Origin of the sequence: Nocardia brasiliensis ATCC 700358 (genome assembly GCF_000250675.2) — a bacterium.
GTDB classification, from domain to species: domain Bacteria; phylum Actinomycetota; class Actinomycetes; order Mycobacteriales; family Mycobacteriaceae; genus Nocardia; species Nocardia brasiliensis_B.
This window is the reverse complement of sequence record NC_018681.1, coordinates 1,410,479-1,432,133: the sequence shown is the minus strand read 5'-3', so window position 1 is coordinate 1,432,133 and position 21,655 is coordinate 1,410,479. Positions and strand designations below refer to the sequence as shown.

General features: G+C 68.4%; 18 protein-coding genes and 2 tRNA genes. 8 read left to right on the top strand and 12 right to left on the bottom strand.

The genetic code is table 11. The features are described 5' to 3' along the window. Positions 1-3: 3 nt before the first annotated feature. The 6 genes from rho to argS all read right to left on the bottom strand — a co-directional run bounded on the left by rho (position 4) and on the right by argS (position 9,140). Positions 4-2,004: a transcription termination factor Rho gene (rho, locus tag O3I_RS06290; protein WP_014982059.1), complete on the bottom strand. Its 2,001-nt coding sequence runs from the start codon at positions 2,002-2,004 to the stop codon at positions 4-6. 377 nt (positions 2,005-2,381) lie between these two features. After that, positions 2,382-3,347, bottom strand: a complete 966-nt coding sequence (thrB, locus tag O3I_RS06285; protein ID WP_014982058.1) for a homoserine kinase — start codon at positions 3,345-3,347, stop codon at positions 2,382-2,384. Between the two features lie 49 nt (positions 3,348-3,396). After that, positions 3,397-4,458 carry a threonine synthase gene (gene thrC / locus O3I_RS06280; protein ID WP_014982057.1) on the bottom strand — a complete coding sequence of 354 codons (1,062 nt, stop codon included), beginning with the start codon at positions 4,456-4,458 and terminating at the stop codon, positions 3,397-3,399. Positions 4,459-4,520: 62 nt separating this feature from the next. After that, positions 4,521-5,873: a homoserine dehydrogenase gene (locus tag O3I_RS06275; protein ID WP_041562442.1), complete on the bottom strand. Its 1,353-nt coding sequence runs from the start codon at positions 5,871-5,873 to the stop codon at positions 4,521-4,523. Next, the gene (gene lysA / locus O3I_RS06270; protein ID WP_014982055.1) at positions 5,870-7,294 is read right to left on the bottom strand and encodes a diaminopimelate decarboxylase; all 1,425 of its coding nucleotides are present in this window, start codon (positions 7,292-7,294) and stop codon (positions 5,870-5,872) included. The genes O3I_RS06275 and lysA overlap by 4 nt, the downstream gene beginning before the upstream one ends. 187 nt (positions 7,295-7,481) lie before the next feature. Continuing rightward, positions 7,482-9,140 (bottom strand): arginine--tRNA ligase, encoded by a 1,659-nt coding sequence (gene argS / locus O3I_RS06265; protein WP_014982054.1) that lies wholly within the window; start codon positions 9,138-9,140, stop codon positions 7,482-7,484. Positions 9,141-9,254: 114 nt separating this feature from the next. Between argS and O3I_RS06260 the strand changes: the two genes are divergently transcribed. From O3I_RS06260 to O3I_RS06250, 3 genes are all read left to right on the top strand, one after another. After that, complete coding sequence (locus tag O3I_RS06260; RefSeq protein ID WP_014982053.1) at positions 9,255-10,175, top strand: DUF3105 domain-containing protein; 921 nt, start codon at positions 9,255-9,257, stop codon at positions 10,173-10,175. Further along, positions 10,172-10,891, top strand: coding sequence for a DUF305 domain-containing protein (locus O3I_RS06255; protein ID WP_014982052.1), 720 nt, complete (start codon positions 10,172-10,174; stop codon positions 10,889-10,891). Before O3I_RS06260 ends, O3I_RS06255 begins: the two co-directional genes overlap by 4 nt. A gap of 101 nt (positions 10,892-10,992) precedes the next feature. After that, positions 10,993-11,068: transfer RNA gene (locus tag O3I_RS06250), tRNA-Arg, on the top strand. Positions 11,069-11,121: 53 nt separating this feature from the next. Here the strand turns inward: O3I_RS06250 and O3I_RS06245 are convergent. Beyond that, positions 11,122-12,297, bottom strand: coding sequence for a beta-ketoacyl synthase N-terminal-like domain-containing protein (locus O3I_RS06245; protein ID WP_167829105.1), 1,176 nt, complete (start codon positions 12,295-12,297; stop codon positions 11,122-11,124). A 312-nt stretch (positions 12,298-12,609) separates the two neighbouring features. Between O3I_RS06245 and O3I_RS06235 the strand changes: the two genes are divergently transcribed. Next, positions 12,610-13,293, top strand: coding sequence for a hypothetical protein (locus tag O3I_RS06235; protein WP_014982050.1), 684 nt, complete (start codon positions 12,610-12,612; stop codon positions 13,291-13,293). Between the two features lie 10 nt (positions 13,294-13,303). On the opposite strand, the gene O3I_RS06230 is transcribed toward O3I_RS06235, so the two are convergent. The 4 genes from O3I_RS06230 to O3I_RS06215 form a co-directional block, all read right to left on the bottom strand. Beyond that, positions 13,304-14,314 (bottom strand): hypothetical protein, encoded by a 1,011-nt coding sequence (locus tag O3I_RS06230; RefSeq protein WP_141692210.1) that lies wholly within the window; start codon positions 14,312-14,314, stop codon positions 13,304-13,306. Positions 14,315-14,393: 79 nt separating this feature from the next. After that, positions 14,394-15,893: a flavin-containing monooxygenase gene (locus O3I_RS06225; RefSeq protein ID WP_237748259.1), complete on the bottom strand. Its 1,500-nt coding sequence runs from the start codon at positions 15,891-15,893 to the stop codon at positions 14,394-14,396. Between the two features lie 92 nt (positions 15,894-15,985). Then, the gene (locus O3I_RS06220) at positions 15,986-16,660 is read right to left on the bottom strand and encodes a CPBP family intramembrane glutamic endopeptidase (protein WP_237748349.1); all 675 of its coding nucleotides are present in this window, start codon (positions 16,658-16,660) and stop codon (positions 15,986-15,988) included. Between the two features lie 229 nt (positions 16,661-16,889). Further along, positions 16,890-17,246: a hypothetical protein gene (locus O3I_RS06215; protein WP_014982046.1), complete on the bottom strand. Its 357-nt coding sequence runs from the start codon at positions 17,244-17,246 to the stop codon at positions 16,890-16,892. A gap of 281 nt (positions 17,247-17,527) precedes the next feature. On the opposite strand from O3I_RS06215, the gene O3I_RS06210 reads away from it, so the two are divergent. Beyond that, on the top strand, positions 17,528-18,097 hold the full coding sequence (locus O3I_RS06210; protein ID WP_014982045.1) for a hypothetical protein: 570 nt from the start codon (positions 17,528-17,530) through the stop codon (positions 18,095-18,097). A gap of 16 nt (positions 18,098-18,113) precedes the next feature. Continuing rightward, positions 18,114-19,523 carry a metallophosphoesterase gene (locus tag O3I_RS06205; RefSeq protein WP_014982044.1) on the top strand — a complete coding sequence of 470 codons (1,410 nt, stop codon included), beginning with the start codon at positions 18,114-18,116 and terminating at the stop codon, positions 19,521-19,523. Between the two features lie 137 nt (positions 19,524-19,660). On the opposite strand, the gene O3I_RS06200 is transcribed toward O3I_RS06205, so the two are convergent. After that, a tRNA-Cys gene (locus O3I_RS06200) sits at positions 19,661-19,735 on the bottom strand. 84 nt (positions 19,736-19,819) lie between these two features. Between O3I_RS06200 and O3I_RS06195 the strand changes: the two genes are divergently transcribed. Continuing rightward, on the top strand, positions 19,820-20,371 hold the full coding sequence (locus tag O3I_RS06195) for a MarR family winged helix-turn-helix transcriptional regulator (protein WP_014982043.1): 552 nt from the start codon (positions 19,820-19,822) through the stop codon (positions 20,369-20,371). A 126-nt stretch (positions 20,372-20,497) separates the two neighbouring features. Then, the gene (locus O3I_RS06190; RefSeq protein WP_014982042.1) at positions 20,498-21,556 is read left to right on the top strand and encodes an Hsp70 family protein; all 1,059 of its coding nucleotides are present in this window, start codon (positions 20,498-20,500) and stop codon (positions 21,554-21,556) included. The last annotated feature ends 99 nt before the right edge of the window (positions 21,557-21,655 follow it).

The window sequence follows — 21,655 nt, the reverse complement described above, 5'->3', positions numbered from 1 at the left end:
AACTCATTCGTCGAGTGCGCCCGGCGCGGTCTTGCTGACCTGCATCAGGAACTCGAGGTTGTTCTTGGACTTCTTCAGACGGTCGATCAGCAGATCGATCGCCTGGTGCGAGTCCAGGCCGGACAGTACGCGGCGCAGCTTGTGCAGCACCGCCGCCTCGTCGGGGCTGAGCAGTAGCTCGTCCTTACGAGTGCCGGACGGGTTGACGTCCACCGCGGGGAACACGCGCCGTTCCGCGATCTTGCGGTCCAGCTTGAGCTCCGCGTTACCGGTGCCCTTGAACTCCTCGAAGATGACCGTGTCACCGGTGGATCCGGTCTCCACCATCGCGGTCGCGATGATGGTGAGCGAGCCGCCGTTCTCGATGTTGCGCGCCGCGCCGAGGAACCGCTTGGGCGGGTACAGCGCGGTGGAATCGACACCACCGGAAAGGATCCGGCCGGACGCGGGCGAGGAGTTGTTGTACGCGCGGCCGAGTCGAGTGATCGAGTCGAGCAGCACCACAACGTCTTTGCCCATTTCCACCAGTCGCTTGGCGCGCTCGATGGCGAGCTCGGCGACCGAGGTGTGGTCTGACGGCGGCCGGTCGAAGGTCGAGGCGATGACCTCGCCCTTCACCGAACGCTGCATGTCGGTGACCTCTTCGGGACGCTCGTCGACCAGCACCACCATGAGGTAGACCTCGGGGTTGTTGATCGCGATGGCGTTCGCGATGTCCTGCATGATCGTCGTCTTACCGGCCTTCGGCGGCGAGACGATCAGGGCGCGCTGGCCCTTACCGATCGGCATGATCAGGTCGATGACGCGGGTGGTCAGCTTGTTCGGCTGGGTCTCCAGGCGCAGGCGCTGGTTCGGGTACAGCGGGGTGAGCTTGCTGAATTCGGGGCGCCGCTTGGCCGCCTCGACCTCACCACCGTTGACCGTGTCCAGGCGCACCAGCGGATCGAACTTCTGCCGCTGGTTGCTCTGCTCGCCGTCGCGCGGTGCGCGCACCGCACCGGTGATCGCGTCACCGCGGCGCAGGCCGTTCTTGCGGACCAGGTTCATCGAGACGTAGACGTCGTTCGGCCCGGCCAGGTAGCCCGAGGTCCGGACGAAGGCGTAGTTGTCCAGCACGTCGAGGATGCCCGCGACCGGCTGCAACACGTCGTCTTCGCGGATCTCCAGCTCGCGCGCCTCGCCGCCACCGCCACCGGTTTCGCGATCGCGCCCACGGCGACGCTCACGGAACCGCCGGCCCCGCCGGCCGCGTCCGCCCTCTTCGTCGTCGTCGTTGCGCGCGTTGTTGCGGTCGTTGTTCCGGCCGCCGTTCGCGTTGCCGCCGTTGCCGTTCTGGTTGTTGCGGTCACCGGACTGGTTGCGGTCACCGGACTGGTTGCGCTCACCGGACTGGTTGCGCTCACCCGACTGGTTGCGCTCACCCGACTGGCTGCGCTCACCGGACTGGTTGCGCTCGCGGCGCCGCTCGCCCTGCTCGGAGTCCTGCTTCGGCTCGTCACCACGCGCATCGGCCGCGGCCTCGCCGCCGCCGGATCGCGCCTGGTCACGGCCGCGCCGCTGCCGACCACGACCACGCTGACCACCCTCGCGACCCGAGTCGTCGGACTCGTTCGAGGCTGGCTGCGCGTTCTCGGCCGGGGCCTGGTTCGCGGGAGCTTCCTTTTCCTTCGCCGGTGCGGCGGCCTCGGCAGCGGGCGCCTCTTTTTTCACCGGGGTGGTGCCGACATCGAGGGTGCCCTGTTCGGCCCGGGCGGGCGCGGCGGCGGGAGCTTCGGTATTACCGGACGTTTCGGCCTTGGCGGAAACCGCGGACTTGGCCTGTCCCCCTTCGGGCTTTTCACCCTTCGCCGGTTTTCCGGCCTGATTTTCCTTGATGGCGGCGATCAAATCACCTTTGCGCATTCCGGAGGTGCCTCGGATACCGAGCTCCCCCGCGAGCGCGCGCAACTGCGGCAACAACATTCCAGTCAGCCCCGATCGTGCGACGTCGGTTTGTTCGCTCATCTTCGAAATCTGTCCGGAGTCACTTTCGCGGTCGCCCGAGGCTGGGTTGGATTCCACCCCTGGTGTCGCGAGCAGGTCCGTATCTGTCACGGAAATCCTTTCCTTCCCTCGATTGCCGTGTGCTGTTTCGAGGGTTCGTCCCGCAGTCCGGGCATTCTGCCGGACTCGGATGCGTCCGTCCGCTTCGCCACCGGTGGTGAGAGGTGGGAGAGATCATTCCAGTTGCGCAGCTACGCAGCACCCCCATGGCCTGGAGGCTCGAGCCTGGAGCCTGCTGGAGCGATTGCCCTGATGAAGCACCGGCGTCTGATGCGCACGATGTACGGACTCGCTCAGGATAGCTGCACACTGCGAATATCGGCAAGGCAGACGCGCCGTCAGTCGATCCGGACTCCGTCGGCCAGTCCCGGCTCGACCACCCGCAGGCCGTCCAGGGCCGCGAGTTCACGGAGTTCGGCAGGGAATTCACTGGTCCCGAGGGCCAGGACGGTCGGTCCGGCGCCGGAGACGGTGGCCGCGATACCGGCCGCTCGCAGCCGGGAAATCCAGGTGGTGGTCAGCGGTAATGCCGGTGCACGCTGGGCCTGGTGCAGCCGGTCGGCCGTGGCAGGCATCAGCAGGTCGGGGCGCTGGGTGAGCGCCACCACGGCCAGAGCGGCCCGGCTGACGTTGAACGCGGCATCGCCGTGCGGCACCACCTCGGGCAACAAGCCCCGGGTGTGCGCGGTCGCCGAACGTTCCTCGGGGATGAGCACGACCGGACGCAGCGTGGGGTGCGCGTCCAGCCGGACGGCCCGGTAGACCCGGCCGTGATGTTCGGCCACCGGCACGCCGTCCCGGCCGATATCGGCCGCCCGGTCGGTCTCGGTCCAGGACACCACGATGCCGCCGAGCACGCTGGCCGCCGCGTTGTCCGGATGACCCTCGAATTCCGATGCGAGCTGCACCAATTGGTCGTCCGAGGTGGTCAGGGCCGAATCGAATTCCGCCGCGATGGCACACCCCGCGGCCAGTCCGCCGACCACCGCGGAGGCGGACGAGCCGAGGCCACGCGAGTGCGGAATCACGTTGCGGCACACCACATCGAGGCCGTCGGCCCAGACGCCTGCGGCCTCCAGTCCGCGCTCGATCGCCCGCACCACGAGATGCGAAGGGCCCCATGGCACATCGTCGGCACCCTCGCCCTCGACCCGGATGCTGAGCCCCGAATCGGTAGTGCGCACGTCGATCTCGTCGAACATGCCGAGCGCCATGCCGAGCGAGTCGAATCCGGGACCGAGGTTCGCGGTGGACGCGGGCACCCGCGCGGTCACCGAAATACCCGCCGGCAGCGTCCGGCTCATCGCCGAACCGCGTCGCCGTTCGGCCAGCTGACCATCCTTCGAACTCAACTCAGGCCAGCTCTAGCTCGGCGGCGACCGCGACCGGGTCCACCGGAATCGCCTGCACCTGCGGCATTCCCAGCAGGGCGGTGTCGGGATCCTTGAGTCCGTTACCGGTCACGGTGCACACGACGGTGAGGCCGGAATCCAGCCAACCCTCGGTGCGCGCGGCGAGCAGACCCGCGACGCTCGCGGCCGACGCGGGTTCGACGAACACGCCCTCGGTCGCCGCGACCAGCCGGTACGCCGCGAGGATCTCCTCGTCGGTGGCGGCGCGGAAGGCCCCACCGGACTCCTCCTTGGCCGCGACCGCGGCGTTCCACGACGCCGGCGCACCGATCCGGATGGCCGTCGCGATGGTCTCCGGGTCGCTCACCGGGGCGCCGTGCACCAGCGGTGCGGCGCCCGCGGCCTGCACGCCGAGCATGCGCGGCAGCTGCGTGGTGATGCCGTCGGCGTAGTACTCGCGATAGCCCCGCCAGTAGGCCGTGATATTGCCCGCATTTCCGACCGGCAGCGCGTGTACGTCGGGCGCGCGGCCCAGCACGTCGCAGATCTCGAACGAGGCGGTCTTCTGCCCCTCGATGCGGGCCGGGTTCACCGAGTTCACCAGGCCGATGCTCGGGAAATCGGAGGTCACCTTGCGCGCGAGTTCGAGGCAGTCGTCGAAGTTGCCGTCCACCTGGATGATCTTCGCGCCCAGCATGACCGCCTGGGCCAGCTTGCCCATCGCGATCTTGCCCTGCGGGATGAGCACCGCACAGGTCATGTCCGCGCGGGTGGCGTAGGCCGCGGCGGATGCCGAGGTATTGCCGGTGGAGGCGCAGAGCACCGCCTTCTGGCCCTGGTACTTCGCGTCGGTGATGGCCACGGTCATACCGCGGTCCTTGAACGAGCCGGTCGGATTCAGGCCCTCGACCTTGAGATATACCTCACACCCGGTCAGCTCGGACAGATGCGGTGCGGGCACCAGCGGCGTACCGCCCTCGAGCAGGGTGACCGGCTCCCAGTCCCGCGCACCGGCGATCCGGTCGCGATAGGCCGCGATCAACCCCGGCCAACGAGAATGCACTCCGGCCTGCGGTGCCACACCGGCATTCGCCCACCCAGCCGGTTGCCCGCTCCTGGAGGTATTCATTCTTCGGTGCCTTCCAATCTGAGAACGCTGGTGATGGATGTGACGGATTCCATCTCCGCCAGGGCGGCGACGGTGTCCGCGAGCGCCGATTCCAACGCGTGGTGGGTGACCACGACCAGGCGGGCTCCCGTGCCGTGCCCCTCTTGGCGGACGGTCGAGATGCTCACCCCGTGCTTGGCGAATTCGCCCGCCACCGCGGCCAGGACCCCGGGACGGTCTTCCACCTGCAGGTTCACGTGGTAGCGGGTGGGTGTATCGCCGATCGGTGCGATCGGTAGCTCAGCATAAACCGATTCGCCCGGCGCACGGCCACCGTAGAACTTGTTGCGCGCGGCCATCACCAGATCTCCCAGCACGGCGGAGGCCGTCGGTGCGCCGCCCGCGCCCTGGCCGTAGAACATCAACCTGCCCGCGTTCTCCGCCTCGACGACCACCGCATTGAAGGCCCCGCTCACGGCTGCTAACGGATGCTTGCGCGGCACCAGCGCCGGGTAGACGCGCACCGAGACCCGCTCCTTGCCGCCCTCCTCGGGGCTCGGCTCGCCCGGACCGGCGGCGACCCGCTCGCAGATGGCGAGCAGCTTCACCGTGCAGTTCAGCGCGGACGCGGTCTCCAGATCCTCGGAACTGATCTTGGAGATGCCCTCGCGGTACACGTCGGCGGCGGTGACCCGGGTGTGGAAGGCGAGCGAGGCGAGGATCGCGGCCTTGGCCGCGGCGTCGAAACCCTCCACGTCGGCGGTCGGGTCCGCCTCCGCGTAACCGAGGCGGGTGGCCTCGGCCAGGGTGTCGGCGTAATCCGCGCCGGTCTCGTCCATCGCGGAGAGGATGAAGTTGGTGGTGCCGTTGACGATGCCGACGACCCGGTTCACCCGGTCACCGGCCAGCGACTGGATGAGCGGGCGGACCACCGGGATGGCCCCGGCGACCGCGGCCTCGAAATACAGGTCGGCGCGGTTGCGTTCGGCGGCGGCGGCGAGTTCGCCGGTGTAGTCGGCCAGCAGCGCCTTGTTCGCGGTCACCACGGATTTACCCGCGTTCAAGGCCGCCAGGATCAGCCGGCGCGGCGGGTCGATACCGCCGATGACCTCGACCACCAGGTCGACGTCGTCGCGCGCGACGAGCGCGTCGGCGTCGGTGGTCAGCAGCGCGGCCGGGATGCCGCGATCGGTCGCCAGATCACGGACGGCGACGCCGCGCAGCACGACGGGCGCGCCGACGCGGGAACGCAGATCCTCGGAATGCTCCCGCAGAATCCGCACCACCTCGGTGCCGACATTGCCCATGCCCAGCACCGCGACACCGATGGGCTGGTCTCTCCCCCATACCAATTGAGCCGAATTCGTCATGATGATTCAACCTCCAAGCTGAGCAAGTCCGCCACCGTTTCCCGGCGCAGAATGAGTCGCGGCTGTCCGTCACGCACCGCGACCACGGCGGGCCGGGTCAGCTGGTTGTATCGGCTGGACATCGAATAGCAGTACGCACCGGTCGCGGCGACGGCGACCAGATCGCCGGGGCCGACGTCCTCCGGCATCCAGGTATCGCGGATGACGATATCGCCACTCTCACAATGCTTTCCGACCACACGCGCGACCACCGCCGCGGCATCGGAGGTGCGCGAGACCAGGCGGCAATCGTAGTCCGCCTGGTACAGCGCGGGGCGGATGTTGTCGCTCATGCCGCCGTCGACGCTGATGTAGCGCCGGCGCAGGCCACCGTCGAGCGACACGTCCTTGGTGGTGCCGACCTCGTACAGCGTGACAGTGCCCGGTCCGGCGATGGCCCGGCCCGGTTCGACCGCGATCTTCGGCTCCGGCAGCCCGATGCTCGCGGCCTCGGCCGCGACCAGGTCGCGCACCTTCGCGGCGAAATCGTCCAGCGGCGGCGGGTCGTCGTTCGGCAGGTACGAAATGCCAAGGCCGCCACCGAGATCCAGCGTAGAGATCTGCGCGGTCCGTTCGACGCCGAACTTCTCGATGGCGTCGTGCAGCAGGCGCAGCATGCGGCGCGCGGCGATCTCGAAACCGTCGATCTCGAAGATCTGCGATCCGATATGGCTGTGCAGGCCGACCAGGCGCAGGTTGTCCGCCTCGAAGACGCGCGCCAGCGCCTCCATCGCGTCGCCCCCGGCGATCGAGAAGCCGAACTTCTGATCCTCGTGCGCGGTCGAAATGTATTCGTGGGTATGGGCTTCCACGCCGACGGTGACCCGGACGAGCACGTCCTGCACCACCCCGGCACGGCCCGCGATCGCCTCGAGGCGTTCGATCTCGATGAGCGAGTCCACCACCACGTGGCCGACCCCGGCGGTCACCGCGGCCTCGAGCTCGGTGGCCGATTTGTTGTTGCCGTGCAAGGCGATTCGCTCGGCCGGGAACCCCGCGTGCAGGGCGATCGCGAGTTCGCCGCCGGAACACACGTCCAGCGAGAGGCCCTCGTCCCGGATCCAGCGCGCGATCTCGCCGCACAGGAAAGCCTTGGACGCGTAATGCACCCGGGCATTCGGACCGAAGGCGCGCACCATATCGCGGCAGCGCGAACGGAAATCGTCCTCGTCGACCACGAACAGCGGCGTGCCGAATTCGGCGGCCAATTCGTGCACGGGCACCCCCGCGAGCCGCACCACGCCGTCGGAATCACGGCTCGCGTTGCGCGGCCACACATTCGCGGGCAGATCGATCATCTGCTGCGGATCCCGCGGCCGCTCCGGCAAGCTCGGTGCGTGCGGTATTTCAGCGTGTCGGGGTCCGGCCGGATGCGCGCTCACAATTCCACCTCGCTGGCGCTCGGCTCCATTGTGACCGCGCAAGCGGCTGTAATTTTGGTTCGCTCGCTGCGCTCCCTCACGGGCTCTAATCCCTTCTTCATATCTATACGAAAGGCCATCTGCCCGTGTACAACTCTGCCCGCCGCCGCAAATGGTTTTGCGGAGGTGGAATATTCGCGGAACTCGTTCACATCCGCTCCGGTGCGCTCACGCCTAGCAGCGCCAAGCCGTTCGCCAGCACCTGGCGGGTCGCATTGACCAGCACCAGGCGGGCGGCGTTGGTCGGGCTCACCGGCTCGTCGCCGAGCGGGAGCACGCGCAGGTTCTTGTTGGTCTGGAAGCGGTGGTAGGTGCCGGCCAGCTCCTCCAGGTAGCGGGCGACCCGGTGCGGTTCCCGCAGGCTCGCCGCGCTGCTCACCACGCGCGGGTATTCGCCGAGGGTGCGAATGAGTTCGCCTTCTTCGTCCGCGGTCAGCAACGCGAGATCCGCGGTGACCTGGTCGTAGTCGAATTCGGCGGCATTGCGCGCGATCGACGCGGTCCGCGCGTGCGCGTATTGCACGTAGTAGACCGGGTTTTCGCTGCTCTGGCTGGTCCAGAGGGTCAGATCGATATCGATGCTGGAATTCACCGAGGAACGCACCAGCGAATACCGCGCAGCGTCGACGCCGATCGCCTCGACCAGATCTTCCAGCGTGACCACGGTGCCCGCGCGCTTGCTCATCTTCACCGCGACACCGTCTTTGAGCAGATTCACCATCTGCCCGATCAGCACCTCGACGGTCGCCGGATCGTCACCGAAGGCGGCCGCGGCCGCCTTCAACCGTCCGATATACCCGTGATGGTCGGCGCCGAGCATATAAATGCACAGATCGAATCCACGCGACCGCTTGTTCTGGAAGTACGCGATATCGCCCGCGATATAGGCCGGATTACCGTCGCTCTTGATGACGACACGATCCTGATCGTCGCCGTATTCCGTACTCGCGATCCACCAGGCGCCGTCCTTCTCGTACAGGTCGCCGGAATTCTTCAGCGTCGCGACGGCCTGCTCGACCGCGCCGGACGCGAACAGCGAACTCTCGTTGAAGTACACGTCGAAGTCGGTGCCGAACTCGTGCAGCGACTGCCTGATCTGCGCGAACATCAGCTCGACGCCTTCGGCGCGGAACAGTTCGAGTCGTTCGGCCTCGGGCAGCGCGACGGCGTCCGGGTGGGCGGCGACGATCGTGCCCGCGATCTCGCCGATGTAGACGCCCGCGTAACCGTCCGCCGGGGTGGGCTCGCCGGTGGCCGCCGCGACCAGCGACCGGGCGAACCGGTCGATCTGTGCGCCGTGATCGTTGAAGTAGTACTCGCGTACCACCTCCGCGCCCTGCGCCGCCAAGATCCGGCCGAGCGCGTCGCCGACCGACGCCCACCGGGTACCACCGAGGTGCACGGGCCCGGTCGGGTTGGCCGAGACGAACTCCAGGTTGATCCGGGTGCCCTGCAAGGTCTCGGCGGTGCCGTACGCCGCGCCCGCGGCCAGCACCTGCTCGACGATCGCGCCCTGCGCCGACGCGGCCAGCCGGATATTGAGGAAGCCGGGCCCGGCGACCTCGGCCACCTCGACACCGTCCGCGGCGGTCAACGCCTCGGCCAGCCAGGTCGCCAGATCGCGCGGATTCGTACCTGCCTTCTTTGCCACCTTCATCGCCACATTCGTGGCATAGTCACCGTGTTCCGGGTTGCGGGGACGCTCGACAGTGACCTCGTCGGGCAGGACCGCGGGATCGAGCCCACGTTCGACGAGCACCTTCGCCGCGGTGGTGCGAAGGAGATCTGCAAGGTCAGCTGGAGTCACGAGTCTCTATCCTATGGTCTTGGCGGGTGTGCACCTCGAGTGGGCATTGCGCCGGAACCGTCCGCAACCTGTAGCAGCACGCGGATCCGTCACGTCGAGAGAGCACAACGAGCGATGCCGAGCAGTCCCAGCGCCAAATCGGCCAAGGCCACCAAAGCCGGCGCGAAGTTGTCGGCCTCCCGTAAAGGGGGCGGCCGGGGTCAACTTCCCGAGAACAATCGTCAGATTCCCTGGTTGGCCATCGGCGCGGCCGTAGTCATCATCGCATTGATCGGTGCCCTCGCCTACAGCCTGGTACCGAAGTACCAGGAGAAGGCCGCGCTGGACAAGTACACGCCCAGCGCCGACCGGAAGGACCCGTCCGAGTCGATCTCCGGTGTGGTCAAGAAGGAGTATCCGGCCGGTCTGCACATCGGCCCGACCCAGCGGGTCGCCTACGACCAGAGCCCCGCGTTCGGCGGACCGCACGACGCGTCCTGGGCGACCTGCACCGGCATCGTGTACGACAAGCCGATCCGGATGGAGAACGCGGTGCACTCGCTCGAGCACGGCGCGGTCTGGATCACCTACAACCCGGACAAGGTGGACGCCGCGGGCCGCGACCTGCTGGCGAGCAAGGTGCAGGGCAAGCCGTACTCGCTCATGTCGCCGTATCCCGGTCTGGACACCCCGATCTCGTTGCAGTCCTGGGGCCATCAGCTGAAGCTGGACAAGGCCGACGATCAGCGCGTCGGCCAGTTCATCACCGCCCTGCGGCTCAACGCCTACACCTACCCCGAGGTCGGCGCGGACTGCTCGACCATCGCCTTCGACACCGACAACCCGCCGCCGTTCGACCCGACCCCGCCCGGACCGGACGCGGTGCCGATGGACGGCAAGGGACTGCAGCCGGATCCGTCCGAGATGCCCGGCGGCATCCCCGGCGTGCCGGGTCTGCCGGGCGTGCCCGGGCTGCCCGGTGCGCCGCTGCCCGGCCAGCCCGGCCGGCCGCAGCCCGCGCCGGTCCCCGGCCAGCAGGCGCCGGTGCAGCAGTGACGCCGACCGAGCTGGAACGCGACACCGAACCTGCCGCGCCCGGCCTCGGCGGCCAGTTCCAGCGGCAGCGGACCGCGCTGCTCGTGCTCGGCGTCATCGGCGCGATCGTGCTCGGCGTCGCCATCGGCGCCCTCGTCCGGCTGCCGTTCACCGGCTCGTCCGAGCCGGATCCGAGTGCTGTCGACGTCGGTTTCAGCCAGGACATGTCGGCTCATCACGCGCAGGCCGTCGAGATGGCCGGCGTCGTGCTGGTCAAATCGACCGACACCGATGTACGCCGCCTCGCCTACGACATCATGACCACCCAGCAGAGCCAGGTCGGCCGGATGCAGGGCTGGCTGCAGCTGTGGGGCAAGCCCGCGCAGAGCGTCGACGGCTACATGGGCTGGATGAGTGGGCAACCCGGCGGCCACGGCCACTCCGGCGGCACCACGGCCATGTCCGGTCCGATGGCGGCCATGCCCGGCATGGCCACGCCCGCGGACCTCGCGGCCTTGCGCCAGGCCACCGGCGCCGAACTCGACACCCTGTTCCTGCAACTCATGCTGCGCCATCACCAGGGTGGCCTGTCGATGATCCAGTACGCCGCCGAGCACGCCGACACCACCGCGGTGCACACCCTCGCCGACACCATGGACAAAACCCAGCGCGGCGAAGCCCAGCTCATCACCACCATGCTGACGGCCCGCGGCGCCCAACCCCTACCGCTGAACTGACCCCAACCGCCGCCTCCGCCACGCTTTTTGGCGCACGGCCCCCGATGCGATACGCTTTCCCCGCCCGAACGGCGGCCCCAAGCCCCGCTCGGCCCTATCCCGCCCTCGTAGCTCAGGGGATAGAGCGTCTGCCTCCGGAGCAGAAGGCCGCAGGTTCGAATCCTGCCGAGGGCACCACGAGAGAGGCCCCCGATCCTTACGGTCGGGGGCCTTTCTCGTGTACGCGAAGGTCAGTCGACCGGGCCCAGCACCAGGGCGGAGTTGTTGCCGCCCATGCCGAGGGCGATCTTCATGGTGAGGCCGTTGCCGGTGTGGTCGATGACGCCGTCGACTAATCGGGGGTGGGCGGCGGCCACGACCGGGGCCGACACCATGAGGCCCTGTTCGTAGCCCATGATGGTGGCTGCCACCTCTACTCCGCCGGAGGCCGCTTGGCAGTGGCCGGTCAGCGGCTTGGTGGCCAGCACCTGCGGGCGGTCGTCGAAAATGGTTGCCAGTAAAGCGGTTTCGGCCACATCGCACTGCTGCGTGCCGGAACCGTGGCTGTTGAGGTAGGCCACCTGCGCCGGGTCCACCCGTGCGGCCGTCAGTGCCTGCCGCACGCACGCGAAGATCTGCTCATGCGAGGGCTCCACGGAGATCACGTGGTAGCCGTCGTTGGTCATGGCGCCACCCAGCACCGCCGCGTACGGCCGGTCGGCCGCTTCGGTCACCACGAACGCCGTAGCGGCCTCGCCGAAGCCGAAGCCGCGACTGCCCTCCTGGAACGGGCGGCAGGCCAGCAGCGGATCCTCGTCGGTGACCGCCGCGCCCAAGGTCACGAAGGGCTGGACGATGTCCGGGATCGCGCTCAGGTCGCTCGCGACCACCACCACGTCGTCGACGAAGCCCTGCGCCAACCACATCTGGGCGGTCATGAGCGCGGCGTTCGCCGAGGAGCAGGCGGCCGTGACGTTCATCGCCGGACCGTGAAAACCGTGCTCGCTCATCAGGTTGGAGTTCGGTGTGGAAGGCAACAACCGTAAGAAGTCCCGCGAGCGGCGCTTGCCGTGGTCGTGGACGTAGAAATCGTGCCACTCGTCGGTGTCGCCGAGCACGATCGCGTGCAACAGCCCCACCGTGGGGCCCGGTTGCCAGCCCCGTGCGCGGGCGTCGGCCACCGCCTCGCGGACCGACTCCTGCACCGACCGCAGGTACACCGAACCCAATTCCGGATCGCCGCCGTCCGGTATCCGGGCCACCCAGCCGTCGGTGTCCCGATCCGGACCGAACCCCGGCTGGGGCCGGGCCGCATGTTTACCGCTCAGCAGTCCCTGCCACAGCGCCTCACGCCCCCAGCCATATCCGGTGACTGTGCCCAGCCCCGCAATGACCACACGATCTCGAGCAGAGTTCTTGCCTGGCATTTCACATCGTTCCTTCGCGAGCCGGTATTCGTCATGATCACCGCACCGAGGCCGCCGATGGGTGGAACTATGATCTATTCAACACGGCCCGGCAGGCATGGTAGCCAAGCGCCTGATTCTGTTTGCTCGATGGCGCACATTCGCAGGTCGGCCACCGTACACCGCAACTTTCCGCACCCCTGGCCCAGACAGACGCACTTGCTATGATCGAGTCAGCGTCGGCCGGAGAGCGATTCCCGAGCCCGGAAGCAGATCCCCCGTTGGAACGGGGCCGCGCTCCCGGCTGCCCCGGTGTCTTCTGGAGTCCACTTGATGGATCAGGTCAGCCGCATCGGCCGAGCAGAACTCGACGGCACCACCCCGGCTACGCCCGCGCTCCTGCATTTCTTCGATCACATCGTGCTCGGGATCAACGCCGAGGCCGTATGGCGTTGTGAGACAACGCATCTCTTGAATCAGCACGGGCAGCCCTCGTTCGCGGCGCGGCTCGATATCGACCCGCACGCCGGGAACGTCCTGGGCCGCGTGCCGGGCGGTGGCGCCCGGACTCACCTGGTCGAACTCCACGACCGGTCCGTGCCCGCGCTGGAAGCAGCCGCCAGGCGGCTCCTGAAAGGCGGCACCGAAAGCCGCGCACATTACGGGACGGTGCTGCGCGAGTTGCCGCTGAGCCACCGCGCGAATTCGATCGGGGCGAGCTTGCTGACCAATTGCCTGCCGGTCACCTGGGCGGAAAAGGCATGTGCGTTCCAACGGGTCGCCGACAACACCGGTGCGAACGGAATTTTCTTCGGCGCGCTCACCCTTACGGCCCCCTCGACAATCCTCGATCTGACCCTCGCCGCGTATTTCCCGGCGCTTCCGCTGTTCGACGAAGCGCGCGGCACGGAGGACGGGCTGCGTTATGCCCTGGGCCGCGCGTGGTCGGCGGTGTCGATCACCCGGGTCGGGCAGACCGTGTTCTGGGCCGCGCGGCGTCCACGCCGTCTCGGGTGAGCGGGCACGCTCAGCTCACGGCGCCTTCCTCGACCGGCCGGAGCACGATCGCGGCGGGTTGCACGGGCTTGGACTGCACGCTCGGCAGTGGCCAGGCGGTGGCCTCGTATCGGCGGCCGTTGATCGTCACGGTGGCCTCGACGCTGGTCTGCGACCCCGAAACGATCCGGGCGATCTGCAGGTCTTCCAACAATTCGACGATATTGCTGTCGCGCAGTTCCTCGCGCAGCACCCCTTCGGTGTGCAGCGTGATCCGGCGTTCGGCGTCGACCAGGATCAGCGTGTGCCGCGTGAACTGGACGATGTGCCGCAACGTCGCGACGACGGGCTCGGGGCGACGGACCAGTTGCAAGCTCATGCCGTAGACGGATCGTTCGGTAGGTCCGATACCAGGATGCGCGGCACTCCAGAAATGCACCCAGCCAGGGGCGCCGGGCGGGTGAATCGACCAGATCGCTTCGGCGGCAAGCCCTTTGGTGCCGGTCGCCGCGTCCCAGTACAGCGCCAGGAAACGCGGTACGTCGTCGGCGTTGGCGAACCGGAGCAGATCGCGGATGGGGCGCGGTTCGCCGGCCTGCCGATCGGTGCCGAGCATCGCCAGATCGTCGCCTGCGCTGCTGGTGGTGACGGCGTCCAGATCCAGGATCCAGCTGTTGTAGACCGGGCGGGGCAGGACCGGCCCCGGCGCGAGCCACAGCACCAAGCCGAGCGGCATGCCGTCGGGCGCCTTCACCCAGTGCGCGCGCAAAGCCATCCCGGCTTCGTCGGCCGTGCGGTCGTCGTACGGTCCATCGAAAAGGTCGGCGACCATATCGGCCCACAACCGCTCGCCCTCGACGTCGAACCCGAGCGTGCTCGCACAGCGCGTCAGCACCCGTGCCACGCGCTCGCCTGCGGCCGAGTGCACCATGATGTCGCTGCGGCTCAGTCGCGAACCCGCCCCGTCGCGCGCGACCCGCGCTTCCCGCCGCAGTCGAGTCGTGAGCACATCGACCCCCACCCACGCCCCTGGTACCCGCATGCCCAGAGCCTAGCGAGATCGACAACCGCGATGCCGCGCGCGCACCCGACCGCGCGCGATTCCCGACAGCGGCGACGGGTCAGGAAACCTTGCGCAGGTGGAAATCGCGCTCGTCGGGGGTGGCGAGCAACGCTTCCATGGTGGCGCGGTCGAAGGGCAGCAGGTCGATGTGGCCGCCTTCGGTGAAGTACCACGAATTGCACCCGGTGTTCCAGACCGTGGGCTCCAACGCCTTGCCGACCTCGGCTTCGAATCGGGCGGTGGCGGCTTCGGTCACCTCGACGGTGTCGAATTCGCCTGTCCGCCAACGGTTGATCCACGCGACGATATAGCGGGCGGTGACCTCGGCGGCGTGATGCAGGGGAATGGAGCCGGTCGGTGAGTTCGGTCCGAGCACGGTGAACAGGTTGGGGAAGCCCGGGACGGCGGTCATCCGGTAGGCCCGCGGGCCTTTCACCCACGCGTCGTCGATCGCGATCCCGTCGCGGCCGGCCAGGTTCATCGGCCGCATGTAGTTGTGCGCCTGGAAGCCGGTGGCCAGCACGATCATGTCGAACTCGTGCTCGGTGCCGTCGGCGGTGCGGATGCCGGTGGGGGTCACGGCCGCGATCGCGTCGGTGACCAGTTCGGCGTTGCGGGCGTGCAGCGCGCGATAGTAGCTGCCGGACAACACTTGTCGCTTGCACAGCGGCTGATAGTCCGGGGTGAGCTGCGCGCGCAGTCGTGGGTCGCGCACCTGGACGCGCAGGCTCAACCGCGCGTACTCCTGCACCGCACGGCGCCGCCAGCTCGGCCGCGTGACGACGTCGGTGAACAGCTTCGCGCCGGTCATGCCCGCGCGGTACAGCGCGCGATTGACCTGCGGGAGCCGGTCCAGCACCGCGCCGACGACGGCGGGTTGCGGCAGCCGCATCGGCGCCCAGATCACCCACTGCGGACTACGGACGAAGTGGACGAGTCGGCGCGCCTTCGGCTGCAACGCCGAAACCACCTGCACCCCGGTCGATCCGGTGCCGATGACGGCGATGCGCTTGCCGTCGGTGGGCACCGAGTCGTCCCAGCGCGCCGTGTGCAGCACGTCCCCGGTGAACTCGGCCAGGCCGGGCAGTTCGGGGGTGGCCGGATGGTGCAGCACGCCGGTCGCGGCGATCACGAAGTCGGCCTCGTAGCTGTTCCCGTCGCCGGTCTCGACCCGCCACCCCGATCCGGTGAAGGTCGCCGCCGTGACCTCGGCATTCGTGCGCACGTGCGGTCGAAGGCCGAACCGGTCGACGACGTCGGCGAGGTAGCGCTGGATTTCCGGGCCGGGCGCGAAGACCTGCGACCAGTCCGGTTTCGGGGCGAAGCCGAACTGATACAGCTGCGACGGGACGTCGCAGGTCAGCCCGGGGTAGCGGTTCCAATGCCACACCCCGCCGACGTCGGCCCCCTTCTCCAGGATGACGAAGTCGTCGATCCCGTTGCGCTGCAAAGTGATCGCGCTGGCAATGCCGGAGACGCCGGCACCGATGATCACGACCCGCGGCTCGCGCGGCGCGGCCACCGCTGCCCCACTCTCCCCTGCCGAACGCTCACGCACTTGCCCAACTCCTTTGTCGGATACCCTCGGTATTCGAATACTGACGGTATTGCGAACCCGGCAGCATGTCAATGGAGTGGTGAACGGCTGGTCTAGCTCGGGGCCGGGACCGGGCGGCGACTCCTGCGGTACCACCACAGGACGAGGGGGGTGGTTAGGAAGGGAAGGATGACGAAAGCCAGACCTTGCACAGCTTGCTCGGGGTCGTGCAGGTCGATGTAGTTCCACCTGCTGGCGAGGAACTGGGTGGTCACCTGAAAAGCCGCATGGAAGCCCATGCAGGCCAGAATGTTTCCGGTCACCGACCGCAGCACGCCGAGCACCAGGGAAAAGGTGAAGAAAAGGACGGCTCGCCCCACCGAGCCCGCCGCGCCGATGAGCACACCCCACGCCGTGAACAGCATCGCCTGCCCGGCGACGGCGATCGCGGTCGACCAACGCTCGTTCAGATCGGCGAAGAAGTATCCGCGAAAGATGAGTTCTTCCGGAACGGCTTCATACAGGAGCACCAGCACGAGCAGGCCCAGCAGAGCCAGCACGATGCGCGGAAAAGACTCCCGCACAGTGATATCCGCCCAGCCGAGCCACAACATCACAGCCATCGCCGACCAGGCCGGAATTCCCCAGCACGCGACACCGACCAGAAACGCGCGACAACCGCGGCCGACCGACGAAAATCCCAACTCCGCAAAGGGCCTGCGGTCGAGGACTTTTCGGGCGACCAGAATCAGCGGCACGGTGAACGCCGTCGCACCCACCGCGCGCATGATGTGCGCCGAACGGGTGTACTCCCCGGCGGGAGCCAGCACGTGGTACAGCACCAACCACCACACCGTCACCGCGACGAAAACAATCCCCACTCTGGCGGCCAAAGCGGGACGCGCACGCAATTCTTCACCGGAAGTGCCCACTCCGCGACCGTATCCCGCGTTACGAGCACAGCGCGTCCTACGAAAGTGGGAGTCGACGCGAACCTGATCGCGCGGAACGAATTTCTCAGGCGCAGCTGAATTGGAACGGCGCGGTCTGGGTGACGCCCGGTAAGACGATCATCTGGACGTACTCCACGCCGCGGACCGAACAGCCGGACGGCGGCGCGGTGACTCGCACCTGATAGCAACCGGGCGTCAAGTCGGCACGCACGGTCCCGTCGGGCCCGGTGGTCAGCGCGGTGGGGGCGGGCGCGGCACCGCAGGGCGCGATGCCGACCTCGGCCCCCGCGACGGCGAGCTGATCGGCCCCGTTCGTCGCCCGGACCTGCACCGCACCCTGCCCTGGATCGGCGCCCGCGAGGCCGGCCACGGCCAGCAGGCCGAACCCGGTTCCTGCACCGATGAAGAGCACCCTGCGCATCCGAATCTCCCTCTGCACGAACGAAGATGAGCGTCGATCCCCCCGCAGTCAATATAGGCGGGGCGCCGGCGGACCGGCACCGTACTCCCCCGATGATTAACCCCGCGCGGGCTGCTCTAATCGGAACCGCGCGCCCTCGTGATCGATGACACATCAGTGACCCGGTCGGCGACATGCCCGGGCCCGCGCTCGATACACCGGCCGGCGTCTCTTTTCACGCGCCCGAACCTCCGGTTGCCGTAACCTTCCAGGAACCAGGGGGGCCGACGGAGGACGAGACGATGACTTATCCGAATCCGCACCAGCCCGACCAGCCCACCGACTACCCGCCGCCGCACTATCCGCAGGCCGCGACGCCTCCACCGGGGCCACCCGGCGCGCGGCAGCCCTCCCGGAAAAGCAAGGTCGGCCTCGTCATCGGATTGATCGCGGTGGTGTTGCTGGCCCTCGGCGGCGTGGTGGTGATCGGCGCGGTGCTGACGGCGCAGGGCAAGGGGCCGTTCGCCTCCGACGCGCAGCGGATCGAGTCGGCCATCCACGACTTCTACGACACGCTGGAGAAGAAGGGCTTCCCGGCGGCCGCGGCCAAAGCGTGTGCGGCCGATCGCGCCGAGTTCGACGCGCTGCCCGCCGAACAGAAACAGGAATTCGACACCGCCGCGATATCGGTCAGCATCGATAAGATCGATGACATCAAGATCGATGGCGAGCTGGCGACCGCACGGATCACCGGCAAGCTCACCCTGGAGTTGCCCGGCGAGGAGCCGGACACCGATACCAGCACCACCGAGCACCTGAAGAAGGAAGACGGCAAGTGGAAGGTCTGCTCCGCGGGTTCCGGCCGGAACTGACGAGCCGCGGCCCCGCATGACGTGTTGCGGGCCGTCCCGGCGCACCCTGCTCGGCGCGCTGGGCTTGGCCGCACTGCTGCCGGTGGTCGGCGCCGCGCGGCCGGGTTCGGCTCGGGCACAATCGAATCCGATTCTCGCCACCGATCTGGAAGTGGTCACGATCACCGATCAGACGGTGATCCTGACCTGGACGACGCTGACACCGGACGCCGCGGGACGGCTCGTCCCGGTCGCCGCGGACGCGGAAGTTCGTCTCGCACCGGCGGATTCGACCCGCGCACCGGTTCCGGTGTGGTCCGACCCGGAGCCGACGCCGTTCCACTACGCCGAAGTGGACGGTCTGGAGCCCGGCCGCGCGTACCGATTCGAGGCGTGGTCCAACGGTGTTCGCGCGATCCCGGCACTCTCGTTGACCACCCTGAGTCCCGGCGCCCCGGAGATCACCGGCGAATTCACCACGTTGACCCCGCCGCCCGGACGTCCGCTGCGAACCATCGCTCTGGCCAACGACATCCATTACGGTGAGGAGGTCAGCGGCCTGCTCGTCGCGAATCTGCCGCCCGGCTTCCGTCAGGACGTGCCGCCATACCCCGAGGCGATGCTGGCCGCGCTGCTCGACGACCTGCGCAGGCCCGACCGGGACGCCGCCCACCTGCTGATCGCCGGCGATCTCACCGACGAAGCGTCCCTTGCGGATTCACGCGCGGTCCGCGCGCAGCTCGACGCCTGGGGCGCGCTGGGCACCGACTACCTGGTGGTCCGCGGAAACCACGATCGGCCGCACACGGGGCCGGACTATGCGAGCTGCGCCCCGGCGCCGGCCGCGCACCACGACTGCTGGGCCGAGGCGTTCACACCGCGGCAGCAACTCGTAGAGCACGAGATCGGCGGACTGCGGGTGCTCGGCCTGGACACCAGCGAGCTCGACGGCTCCGGTGGCACCATCGACCGACCGCAGTTCGACCTGTTCACCGAACGACTCCGGGCCGACCCGGACCGGCCGACGCTGGTGTTCAGCCACCATCCGGTCACCAGGGAGTCCGGCTACACCAATCTCGCGGGGCCGGGGTTCGTCCTGAACGGCCGGGACAGCGCCGAACTCCAAGCGAGCTACGAGCGCACTCCGGGCGTCTTCCTGCACCACAGCGGCCACACCCACCGCAATCGCCGGACCCGCCCGGATACCGGGTGTGCCGTCGAATTCCTGGAAGTGGCTGCGGTCAAGGAATATCCGGGCGGCTACAGCCTGCTGCGCCTGTACGAGGGCGGCTACCTGGTGAACTTCTACAAGACGCGGACCGAGGCCGCGCGCCGCTGGAGCGCGACCACCCGGGGCGAATACTTCGGCCTGCTCCCGGATTACACCCTCGGCACCACCACCGATCGCAATCACGTTGTGCTGCGCGATTTCTCGGGCCTCGGCTGAATCGCGGGGAATGGCCCGACCGAGACCGCGCCGACCGGGCGCTGAGCAATGCGCGCCGAGCACGGCCCGAGCTGCTCGGCGCGGCGGTGGCGTACACCGCGCCGAGCGCCGCTCGATCGACGACCTCGAGCCCTGCTTGGAGCGAGCGGCGGGAATTGAACCCGCGTAAACGGCTTTGCAGACCGTTGCCTCAACCACTCAGCCACGCCCGCCTCGTGATCGATAGTGCCGGGCGCGGGTCTCCGGCCACACCCTTGCGCTCAGTCTGATTCGAAGAGCCATGGAATGATCAGGGCATGTCCCGGCCACGTCCCCTGCCGCTCGACCCGATCGAGGAGGCCCATCGCCAATGGGTCGACCACGGCTGGGGGGATGTCGCCGACGGTATGGCCGCGGTGACGTCGCTGGTTCGAGCCCAGCAAATCGTCATGGCCCGGGTGGACGAGGCGCTGAAACCAACCGGTTTGACCTTCTCCCGGTACGAATTGCTCATGCTGCTGAGCTTCAGCAAGACCGGTGCGCTGCCGATGGCGAAGGCCAGCGCACGGCTGCAGGTGCACCCCACCAGCGTCACCAACACCGTCGATCGCCTGGAGGCCGCGCAGTTGGTCGAGCGGGTGCCGCACCCCACCGACCGGCGCGCCACGCTCATCGAGATCACCTCCGCCGGAAGGGAATTGGTCGCGCAGGCGACCGAGCAACTGAACACGAGAGTCTTCGCGCTGCCCGGCTTGGCACCCGACCGGCTACACACCCTGCTGCAACTGCTCGCGGAATTCCGACACGCCGCGGGTGACTTCGACACCGGCGCGGCCCAGGCGCACTGGTCTGCGACTGGACCGGAATAACCGGGCAGAACTGGACGGTCCAGTACACCCCGCGATTGGCGGTGCAGTAACGGTCCGGCAGCCAACTAGCGAATTTCTCGCCCTGTCGCCTTGGCAGCGGCGCGGAAAAGGTCCACCATGTAAATCATGGTGCTGGTCTTGGGGGTATCGGCGGGCGCTGGTGGCGCGCGCGCGATGCTGACGCATTCCGATCAGCCACACCTACCGCCCATCGATCGTTGCCAGGTGCTGCGCCGCCCGGGCGGCGGCATCGACGAGCCCGTGCTCGAGGCCATCCGGCAGATGCGTGGCGCCGCCGACCGGCGCGACGAGTTGGTCACCGGCACGGCGGTGACCTGCCGCTGCACCATGCACTCCGAGGCCATCCGGGCCAGCGCGGGCCGCAGCGGGCTCACCATCGTCGACGAACCGCTGGCCCAGCTGCGCTATCTCCGGTTCACCGGGCAACTGCCGGACAGCGGCTCGGTACTGCTCTACGACCTCGGCAGTTCCGGGCTCACCATCACCCACGCCGATTGCCGCACCGACACCATCCTGGCGGGCAAGCGCAGCACCGTGCTCGGTGGTGACGGCTACGACGCGCTGCTGCGCTGGCAACTCGCCCGCGGCGGCGTGCTCACCGACAAGCTCACCAGCCGCAGACATCGGGAGGCGCTGAGCAGCGAACGGGTGGTCACCGCGATCGACCCGATCTCCGGCGGCCGTGAGGTGGTGACCCGCAGCGACCTGGCGGAGCTGTGCGCGGCGAGCATCCACCACTCGGCGTCGTTCGTGCGCCAGCTGATCGAGGAGAGCGGGGTCCAGCCCGAGGCGCTGGTGCTGCTCGGCGGCTGCACCCGCAACCCGAACATCCGCGACGAGCTGGCCGAGCTGATCGACCTGCCGATCATCTACGACCCCGAACCGGATTACGTCTCGGCCCGCGGCGCGGTGCTGCTGGCGGCCGAACGCCACGGGGGCGAGGTGCGGATGGCGCGGGCGCGCGCGGGCGCGGCCCTGTCCGCTTCGCTGGTGCACGGCCCGGTCGACCGCCGCAAGCTCATCGCCGCCGTCGCGGTCACCGCGGCGCTCGGCGCGACCATCGCGGGAATCCTTGCGATGGACAAGAGTTCGACCGAACCGGGCGACGGCACCACCCCGACCCCCGCGGAGATCATCGGACCGTCGCCGGCCAACTTCGGCTGACCGGAACCCGAGAGCAAGGCCGTCCGGAACCCGCTAAGTGGACAGGCATTCTGTCCCGACCGCGGTCCGCCCACCCGGATCGCGGGCGGGCGGACGACC